We start from the raw sequence: 8,749 nt of genomic DNA, 5'->3' as shown, positions 1-8,749 counted from the left end.
GCCGGTGATCTCGGAGCGAATCTTTGTCTGTGTGGTCATGGGTGGGTGCCTCGTTGGATGGCGGTTGAGCGTCGGATGCCTGAACTTTACTCGACATTCAGATTGTTGACAATACGAATGTGCCCATGATTTAATCGAGGCATTGCAGCGAAACGCTGCGCCAACGAAAGGCGGACACTTCCGCCGTACTGGAGACAAAGGCCATGCCCCTATCCCATACCGACGTACGTCGCATCCTGGAAATCCTGGACAGCGCCGCACACCTCGAATCCCTTGACGTCACAGTGGGTGATTTCGAACTTCACGCCCGCAAGCCCGGCGCCTCGTCGGCCCTGGTCGAGCGGACACCTCAAAGGCAGGCCGCCCGCCCCGCCGACCAGGCCGAATCGCCCGTGGGCGCCTCTCCGGCCAACGCGCCGGAAGCATTGACGGAGGTCCCCGAGGGCCTGGTCGCAGTGCGCGCACCGATGGTCGGCAGCTTCTATTTGCGTCCGAGCCCCGATCAACCGCCCTTCGTCACCATCGGCAGCACGGTGCAGGCCGACGACACGGTGTGTCTGGTCGAGGTCATGAAGATGTTCAACACGGTCAAGGCCGGCGTCACGGGCACGGTCGAACGCATCGTGATCGAGAACGGCAAGCCGGTGCAGCACGACCAGATCGTGCTGTTGATCAAGCCGACGCTGGGGGCCTGATGATGAGCGAGACTGTTTCCATCCCCGTGGCGACGCGCGACATCCGGCGCGTGTTCGTGGCCAATCGCGGCGAGATCGCCGTGCGCGTCATCCGTGCCTGCCGCAGCCTCGGCATCGAGGCCGTCGTCGGCGTCTCCGAGGCCGACACCGAAACGCTCGCCGCGAAGATGGCCGATCAGGTGGTCATGCTCGGTCCTCCGCTCGCTGCTGAAAGCTACCTGCGTGCCGACAAGATCGTCGAGGCGGCCCTGCAAACCAGCTGCGATGCGGTGCATCCCGGCTACGGCTTCCTCTCCGAGCGCTCGTCCTTCGTGCGCGCCTGCGTCGAGGCCGGGCTGGTGTTCGTCGGCCCCTCCGCCGACGCCATCGACGCGATGGGCGACAAGATCACGGCGGTGGGCCTGGCGCAGAAGGCCGGCGTGCCCCGCGTGCCGGGCTCGGGCGCCCTCTCCGATGTCGCGCACGCGCGGCGCGTCGGCGCCGAGATCGGCTATCCGGTGCTGATCAAGGCGACCGCGGGCGGCGGCGGCCGCGGCATGCGCATCGTCCGGGATGAGAGCGAACTCGAATCGCTGATGAGTTCCGCCTCCAACGAGGCGCAATCGGCCTTTGGCGACGCCACGCTCTACATGGAGAAGTTCATCGAGCACGCGCGTCACATCGAGATCCAGGTCATGGCCGACATGCACGGCAATGTGGTCTACCTGGGTGAGCGCGAATGCTCGACGCAGCGCCGCCACCAGAAGCTGATCGAGGAGGCACCCTCCCCCGCCGTCGACGAGGCGATGCGCCACGCCATGGGCGAGTGCGCCGTGAGCCTGACGCGCAACGCCGAGTACTGCGGTGCCGGCACGATCGAATTCGTGGTCGACCAGCGCGATAACCGGTATTTCTTCCTCGAGATGAACACGCGCATCCAGGTGGAGCACCCGGTGACGGAAATGATCACCGGTTTCGACCTGGTAGCCGAGCAGATCCGCGTCGCTGCCGGACTGCCGCTGTCGTTCACGCAGGCCGACGTGCAATTGCAGGGCCACGCGATCGAATGCCGCATCAACGCCGAGGACCCGGACCGCAACTTTCTGCCGCGCCCAGGCCTGATCTCGCGCTGGGACGTGCCGTCCGGCGAAGGCATTCGCGTCGACAGCCACTGCTATGCGGGCTACACGGTGCCGCCCTACTACGACTCGCTGCTCGGCAAGCTGATCGTGCATGCGCCGACGCGCGAACAGGCCATCGCGCGGATGCGCCAGGCGCTCGGCGGCCTGCGGGTCGAAGGCCCTTCGACGACCGCGCCTTTCCATGACGCGGTCCTCGCGCACGCCGACTTCGTGAATGGCAAGGTCACGACCCGCTGGGTCGAGGAGACCTTCCTGCCGGAACGCAAGGCCGCGCAGAAGGCGGCTGCCCAGGCTGCCAAGGCGGCGCAGGCCGAAATCGGAGCACAGCCATGACCGATGTCGTGCTGCCTGTACTGCGCTATACCGACGTCAGCCTGACCGACGGCCAGAGCGCGCGCTGGGCCGGCGGAATGACGACGCCCATGGCGCTCGCCCTCGCTCAGCGACTGGCCGCCACACGCCCCGCGGCGGTCGAGATCGCCTCGCTGGCCACGCTGCAGCAATGCGTGGCGCGCGGCGAAAACCCGTGGCAGCGCATCGAGTTGCTGCGCGAGCGCTGCCCCGGCGTCCCGCTGCGCGCGGCCCTTTCGCTGCTGACCGACCATGGTCGGCGCGGCTGCGACGTCATCTCGACCGAGGTCGCCACGCTGTGGCTGCGCGAACTGGCGCGACGCGGCGTTTCCGAGATCGCGCTGATCGACCCGCTGCTTGTCATCGAGCGCATGGCGCCGGTGCTGAAGGCGGCCAAGGCGCTTGGCCTCACGACCATCGCCGCCTTGCCGTTCGCGCAAGATTCGGCGCACGGCGACGATGACTTGCGCACGAGAGCTGCGGCCCTCGCGCTGGCTGGCGCCGATCGCGTGATGCTCCGCGACGAGGCCGGCCTGCTGACCACCGACCGCCTGGCCACCCTGCTGCCCGCCCTGCGACGCGGCCTCGGCGGCACACCGCTCGATCTGCACCTGCGCTGCCAGACGGCGCTTGGGCCCATGGTCGCGCTCGAGGCCGTGCGTCTCGGCATCGACGGGCTCGACACCGCATGCGCGCCGGTGGCCAACGGCGCGTCGGTCCCGGCACTTGGCACGTTGCTCAAATCGCTGCGCCTTCTTGAGCGGGGAACGCCCGCCAGCGACCAGTTGCTGCACGCCGTTGGCGAGGCCGACCGGCTTCTCTCCGAAATGGCCGACTGCCACGGCTTCGCGCCGGCTCGCGCCTGGGTTTTCGACCTCGCGCCCTATGCGCACGAGATGCCGGGCGAGGTCGCCGCGCATTTCATGCGTAAGCTCGCCGAAGCAGGCCTCACGCACCAGTTGCACGTGTTCGCCAACGAATGCGCCCGCGTGCGAGGCGAAGTCGGCGCGCCGCCGATGCTGGCGCCTTTTGCGCGGCCGATTGCCGAGCAGGCGCTGCTGCACCTGCAGGGCACGCCCCGTTATGCGGAGATTCGGCCCGGCATTCGGCGGGCCCTGCAACAGGTCTACGGGCCGGCCTCGAAGGACGTCGATGCCCGGCTCGCCCAACGCGTCGGTGCGCTGCCGACGGCCGTCGCATTGTCGGTGGACGAATTGCACGCGGCCCACCCCGAGGTGAGCGATGCAGCGTTGGTGATCTCACAGGCCTGCGGCGTTGCGCCCGAAGCGTTGCCCGCAGCCGCTTCGCCCGAAGCACTCCGCTACGCGGGCGTGACGCCTGCGGAAGCCCTTCTCGCCGGCCTCACGGCACGCGCCGCGCCCTACGCGCAGCTCAGCGTGCAGGGCCCCGGCGTCTCGATCCAAATCCAAGGCACGGAGGGCTGAAGCCATGCTCGAACACCTCAAGAGACTCGTTGCGGCGGAAACCGCTCGCACCGGCAAGCGCCGCACCATCCACCTGACCGACGACACGCTGCGCGATGGCCAGCAGTGCCTGTGGGCCACCCGCATGCGCACCGAGCAGATGCTGCCAATCGCCGAACGCATGGACCGCGCCGGCTTCCTCTCGATGCAGGCGATCGCGCTGGTCCAGTTCGATGCCAGCGTGCTGTTCCTCAACCAGGACCCGTTCGAGCGCATCCGTCTGCTGCGCGAGCGAATCACGCGCACACCGATGCGTGCCGCCATACGCAGCAACTTGATGCGCGGCTTCTTTCCGGTGGCCGACGACATTACCGACCTCTTCGTCGAACGGCAGATCGCCAATGGAATCCGCGAGATCGCAGTCTTCGACGCCCTACTGTGCAACGAGAACCTCGCTTCGAGCATCGCCACGGCGCGTCGCCTCGGCGCCAATGTGACCCTTGGACTCGGCTACAACATCGCGCCCGGCTATGACGATGCCCTGTATGTCAACAAGGCACGCGAAGGCGTGGAACGGTTCGGAGTGCAGACCGTGATGCTGGCCGACGCGGCTGGCATCCTGACGATCGATCGGGTGCGCAAATTGGTGCCGGCGATCAAGCAGGCCATTGGCGACAAGCGGCTGGAGTTCAATACCCACTGCCTGACCGGACTCGGGCCTTGGCTCGCAATCGAGGCCGCGGTGCATGGCGCCGACAGCATCCTGACAGCCGTGGACCCGCTGGCCAACGGCAACTCGCTGCCGGCCAGCCAGATGATCGCGCGCAACCTGCGCGAGATCGGCTTCGACGTGAAGGTCGACGACGGCCTGCTGGACGAAGTCGGTGAGTACTTCGGCGCACTGGCCGAGCGCGAGGGTCAACCGGTTGGTGTTCCTGCCGAGTACGAACCGAGCCACTACATCACCCAGTACGCGGGCGGCGCGATGAGCAACCTGGAATCCCAGCTCAAGCTCGCCGGCATGACCGACAAGATGCCGGCGGTGCTGGAAGAGATCGGGCGGGTGCGCGTGGAACTCGGCTCGCCGATCATGGTCACGCCCTATCCCGCGATCGTCTCGGCGCAGGCTGTGATGAACGTGCTCAACGGCGAGCGCTACAAGGTCGTGCCCGACGAGGTGAAGAAGTACGTCTGCGGCTATTTCGGCGAGCTGCCGCTGCCGGTGGACGCGAACGTGAAGGATCGGATCATCGCTAACGGCTCGAAAGACGTGGCCCTGACACCACCCACCATCGAGCCGGTGCTGCCAGGATTGCGCCAGCGCTACAAGAACATCGGCGACGACGAGTTGCTGCTGCGCTACATGTACGGCGACGAGAAGGTCAACGGCCTCGGGCCGACGGCGGCGGAAGACAGCTTCAGCCTCCGGCACCCGGTGGTCGACCTCTTGGCCGGCGTGGCCAAGCGCCAACGCAAGGCGCAAGTCCAGGTGTCCGGCGGCGGTTTCTCGCTGAGCGCGACCTGAGGAGAGCCAACTCCAGGTAGGGTAAATCCTGCGTCGCGAGTTGCGCGACATCAACTGCGCGCTCCGACAATCGGGCTCATGTCTACAGCCACACTCCAACATCCTGCCGCCGCACGCGGTGCAACGCGCCGCGCCAAGTCCACCCCAGTGCCAGGCCCATTTGCCATCGAGATGATGGAACTCGGCACGCCAGCGAACCCCATGCATGTGCGCGTCGGACGCAAGCCGGGCAACGGCACGGGCGTGCCCCTGCTGCTGTTCAACGGCATCGGGGGCAACATCGAGTTGCTGGCCCCGCTCGCGGAACGCATGCCCGAGCGCGAGATCGTCATCTTCGACATCCCCGGCGTCGGCGGGTCGGAACTGCCGCGCTGGCCGTACCGGCTCGGCGGAATCGCCCGGTTGGCGGCGCAGATCCTGGACCGGTTCGGCATCGACGAGGTGGACGTGCTGGGCGTCTCCTGGGGCGGCGCCGCCGCGCAGGAGTTCGCCTATACCTGCCGCAAGCGCTGCCGCCGGCTCATTCTCTGTGCGACCGCGCCGGGCGCGGTGATGGTTCCGGCCAGCCCGAGCGTGCTGTGGAAGATGGCGACGCCGAAGCGCTACACCAATGCAGAGTACTCGCGCAACATCAGCGGGGACATCTACGGCGGTGATTTTCGCGAGGACCCTGCGCTGGCCGCCGAGCTGTTCCGCCACGTCAAGTACAAGTCCCGTCTGGGCTACTACCTGCAGCTTCTCGCCGCCTCCGGATGGACCAGCGTGCATTGGCTGGCGGGCCTGCGCCAGCCCACGCTGCTCATGGCGGGCGCGGACGATCCACTGGTGCCGCTGGCCAACGCGAAGCTCATGCACATGCTCATCCAGCATTCGGAACTGAAGGTTCTCGACTGCGGGCACATGTTCCTGATGACCCGCGCCGAGGAATCCGTCGCGGCCATCCGCGACTTCCTGGACAGGCCCTGAAGCTTCGGGGTGCCTGGTTTTTGTTCGGCCTTCCAAAATCCCTTTCGCCATGAGCACTCCCGACTTCACCTTCGAATCCCTCGCCGGCCTCGTCGGTCAGCGCATCGGCTCCTCGTCGTGGATCACCATCGAGCAGGCCCGCATCGACGAGTTCGCCCACTGCACGAACGACGCGCAATGGATCCACGTCGACATGGAACGGGCCGCCAAGGAAAGTCCTTTCGGCGGCACCATCGCCCACGGCTTCCTGACGCTGTCACTGTTGGCGCCCACGGGCTTCGATGTGCTGTTCTCGCACATGAAGCTCAAGCAGGCGGTGAACTACGGACTGGACAAGGTCCGCTTCATCGCGCCCGTGCGTGCCGGCAAGCGCGTGCGCAATCACATCAGCGTGGTATCCATCGAGGACAAGGGCAACGGCCGCCATCTGCTCATCACAGAGAACTCGATCGAGATCGAAGGCGAGGAAAAGCCCGCCCTGGTGGCACACTCGATGGCCATGCTGATGGCCTGACGGCCGAAGAAGCACGAGGAGACAAGAACATGGCGACAACATCATCGGCCGCCGGCAAGGCACCCCTGAAGAAGAAGGCGGCGACGCCGAAGCCGGGTTCGACATCGGTACGCAAACGCGCCTCGGTCAAGGCCGCCACGCAAACGCCCGCGAAGGACGCGCCACCCAGGGCGGCCAAGGCGGCCAAGCCGGCAAGGCAGTCCGCCCGCACGACCGCCGATCCGATGGCCGTGGTCAACGAACTCACCGACCTGGTCGCGCGCGCCAGCGAGAACACCCTGGCGCCGAACCCGCTCATCGGGCTGCGGGCCGCCGATTTTGCGGAGGCCACCCAGTCGCTGCTCAAGCTGGCCAAAGTGTCCCCGGGCGCCACGGTCGGGTCGCTCGCCAAGTATGCGAAATCGCTCGGCGAGATCGTGCAGGGCCGCTCGGAGCTCGCGCCCGACGCCAAGGACCGTCGCTTCGCGGACCCCGCCTGGCAAGGCAACTTCGTCTACAAGCGCCTGATGCAGAACTACCTGCTCACGCACAACGAATTCAACAGCCTGATCGCCGGGTCCAGGCTGGGCGAGCGCGAGAAAGGTCAGGCGCAATTCCTGACCGCGCTGGTCACCGACGCCCTGGCGCCGAGCAACTGGCTGCTCGGCAATCCCGCGGCGGTGCGCAAGGTCGTCGACACCGGTGGCGCGAGCCTCCTGAAGGGCGTCAAGAACCTCGTGAGCGACATGCGGCACAACCACATGATGCCGATGCAGGTCGACAGCACACCGTTCAGGATCGGCGAGAACATGGCCACCTCTGCCGGCCAGGTGGTCTACCGCTGCGAGATCTTCGAGCTGATCCAGTACACGCCCACCACGCCGAAGGTGTACCAGCGCCCGCTCGTCATGGTGCCGCCGCAGGTCAACAAGTACTACGCGGTCGATCTCGCGCCGGAGAAGAGCCTGGTGAAGTGGACCGTCGAGAGCGGCATCCAGATGTTCATGATCAGCTGGCGCAATCCCACCGCCGAGCACCGCGACTGGGGCCTGGAGCGCTACGCCATGGCGCTGGACGAGGCGGTCGACGTGGCGCGCAAGATCACGGGCAGCCCCGACGTGAACATGTGGGGCTCGTGCTCGGGCGGCATGACGCTGGCGGCGTACCTGGGCTGGCTCGCGGGCATCGGAGACCACAAGGTGGCCAACGTGTCGTGGGCCGTGTGCGTGCTCGACGGTGCACGCGCAATGAGCGAGACCACGCTCGGTCTGTTCAACTCGCCCGCGGCGGTGCGCGCGGCAAAGGCGCGTTCGCGCAGCAAGGGCGTGGTGGAGGGTTCCGAGATGGCGACCATGTTCGCCTGGTTGCGGCCCAACGACCTGATCTGGAACTACTGGGTCAACAACTACCTGCTGGGCAACAAGCCGCCGGCCTTCGACATCCTGGCCTGGAATGCGGACACCACGCGGCTGCCCGCACAGTTCCATTCCGACCTGCTGGACATCATCGAGAAGAATCCCTACGTCAACGCGGGCACGATGACCATCAAGGGAGTTCCGATCGACCTGTCGAAAGTGGACATCGGCGCCTATGTGATCGGCGGCATCACCGACCACATCACGCCGTGGAAGAGCTGCTATGCGACGGCGCGCGTCTTCGGCGACGACACCACTTTCGTCCTGGCTAACGCCGGACACTTGCAGAGCCTGATCAATCCGCCGGGGGCGCCGAAGGCCTTCTTCTCGACCGCACCCAGCAGCCAGGCCGATCCCGATGAATGGGCCCGCACCGCGGTGCGCCACGAGGGAAGCTGGTGGCCGCACTGGCGTGCGTGGATGCAGCAGCGTTCAGGCGCGCAGGTCGACGCGCCGAAAAAACCCGGCTCGCGCGCCTATCGCCCGCTGTGCGCCGCGCCGGGCGAGTACGTCCTGGAAACCTGAGGTTCGCACAGCTTATTCCGGACGAATCATCTTGCAGCTTGTGGGCATCTCTGCCTTGCTGGCTGGAATGGTCTTCACGACGCGAAAGCCGTAGCCGGAACCTTCCACGTCGAACTTGACGCCGGGCGCGCCTTGCCTGTCCATCACGCCGACCACCAGCGTCTGCTGGAACTGGTGGTCTTCAGCGCGCATGTGCCCGCTCTGGCCCGCGAGCGTGACATGGGCCTTTTCAAG

The 8,749-nt window shown here is 66.6% G+C and carries 7 protein-coding genes and 1 pseudogene; 7 read left to right on the top strand and 1 reads right to left on the bottom strand.

Annotation, left to right across the window (positions count from 1 at the left end; genetic code table 11):
• The first annotated feature begins 203 nt into the window (after nt 1-203).
• The 7 genes from AC1DN9_RS29675 (at nt 204) to AC1DN9_RS29645 (ending at nt 8,515) form a co-directional block, all read left to right on the top strand.
• Entirely contained in the window at nt 204-695 is a 492-nt protein-coding gene (locus AC1DN9_RS29675; protein WP_478105954.1) for an acetyl-CoA carboxylase biotin carboxyl carrier protein, read from the top strand.
• A gap of 2 nt (nt 696-697) precedes the next feature.
• Entirely contained in the window at nt 698-2,149 is a 1,452-nt protein-coding gene (gene accC / locus AC1DN9_RS29670; RefSeq protein ID WP_478105953.1) for an acetyl-CoA carboxylase biotin carboxylase subunit, read from the top strand.
• Complete coding sequence (locus tag AC1DN9_RS29665) at nt 2,146-3,612, top strand: beta/alpha barrel domain-containing protein (protein WP_478105952.1); 1,467 nt, start codon at nt 2,146-2,148, stop codon at nt 3,610-3,612. Before accC ends, AC1DN9_RS29665 begins: the two co-directional genes overlap by 4 nt.
• 4 nt (nt 3,613-3,616) lie before the next feature.
• Complete coding sequence (locus AC1DN9_RS29660; RefSeq protein ID WP_478105951.1) at nt 3,617-5,116, top strand: carboxylase; 1,500 nt, start codon at nt 3,617-3,619, stop codon at nt 5,114-5,116.
• 78 nt (nt 5,117-5,194) lie between these two features.
• Nucleotides 5,195-6,082 carry a poly(3-hydroxyalkanoate) depolymerase gene (gene phaZ / locus AC1DN9_RS29655; protein WP_478105950.1) on the top strand — a complete coding sequence of 296 codons (888 nt, stop codon included), beginning with the start codon at nt 5,195-5,197 and terminating at the stop codon, nt 6,080-6,082.
• A gap of 49 nt (nt 6,083-6,131) precedes the next feature.
• Nucleotides 6,132-6,596, top strand: coding sequence for a MaoC family dehydratase (locus tag AC1DN9_RS29650; RefSeq protein WP_478105949.1), 465 nt, complete (start codon nt 6,132-6,134; stop codon nt 6,594-6,596).
• A 29-nt stretch (nt 6,597-6,625) separates the two neighbouring features.
• Nucleotides 6,626-8,515 (top strand): alpha/beta fold hydrolase, encoded by a 1,890-nt coding sequence (locus AC1DN9_RS29645; RefSeq protein ID WP_478105948.1) that lies wholly within the window; start codon nt 6,626-6,628, stop codon nt 8,513-8,515.
• A gap of 12 nt (nt 8,516-8,527) precedes the next feature.
• Here AC1DN9_RS29645 and AC1DN9_RS29640 read toward each other — a convergent pair.
• Nucleotides 8,528-8,749: pseudogene (locus tag AC1DN9_RS29640) on the bottom strand (branched-chain amino acid ABC transporter substrate-binding protein); the annotation flags it as partial.

It is taken from the genome of Variovorax sp. 05L425 (assembly GCF_056397705.1).
This window is presented reverse-complemented; position numbering and strand designations above follow the sequence as displayed.

Excerpts from the sequence above, each read along its gene's own strand:
- AC1DN9_RS29675 (WP_478105954.1), top strand. The coding sequence starts at position 204 with ATGCCCCTATCCCATACCGACGTACGTCGCATCCTGGAAATCCTGGAC.
- accC (WP_478105953.1), top strand. The coding sequence starts at position 698 with ATGAGCGAGACTGTTTCCATCCCCGTGGCGACGCGCGACATCCGGCGC.
- AC1DN9_RS29665 (WP_478105952.1), top strand. The coding sequence starts at position 2,146 with ATGACCGATGTCGTGCTGCCTGTACTGCGCTATACCGACGTCAGCCTG.
- AC1DN9_RS29660 (WP_478105951.1), top strand. The coding sequence starts at position 3,617 with ATGCTCGAACACCTCAAGAGACTCGTTGCGGCGGAAACCGCTCGCACC.
- phaZ (WP_478105950.1), top strand. The coding sequence starts at position 5,195 with ATGTCTACAGCCACACTCCAACATCCTGCCGCCGCACGCGGTGCAACG.
- AC1DN9_RS29650 (WP_478105949.1), top strand. The coding sequence starts at position 6,132 with ATGAGCACTCCCGACTTCACCTTCGAATCCCTCGCCGGCCTCGTCGGT.
- AC1DN9_RS29645 (WP_478105948.1), top strand. The coding sequence starts at position 6,626 with ATGGCGACAACATCATCGGCCGCCGGCAAGGCACCCCTGAAGAAGAAG.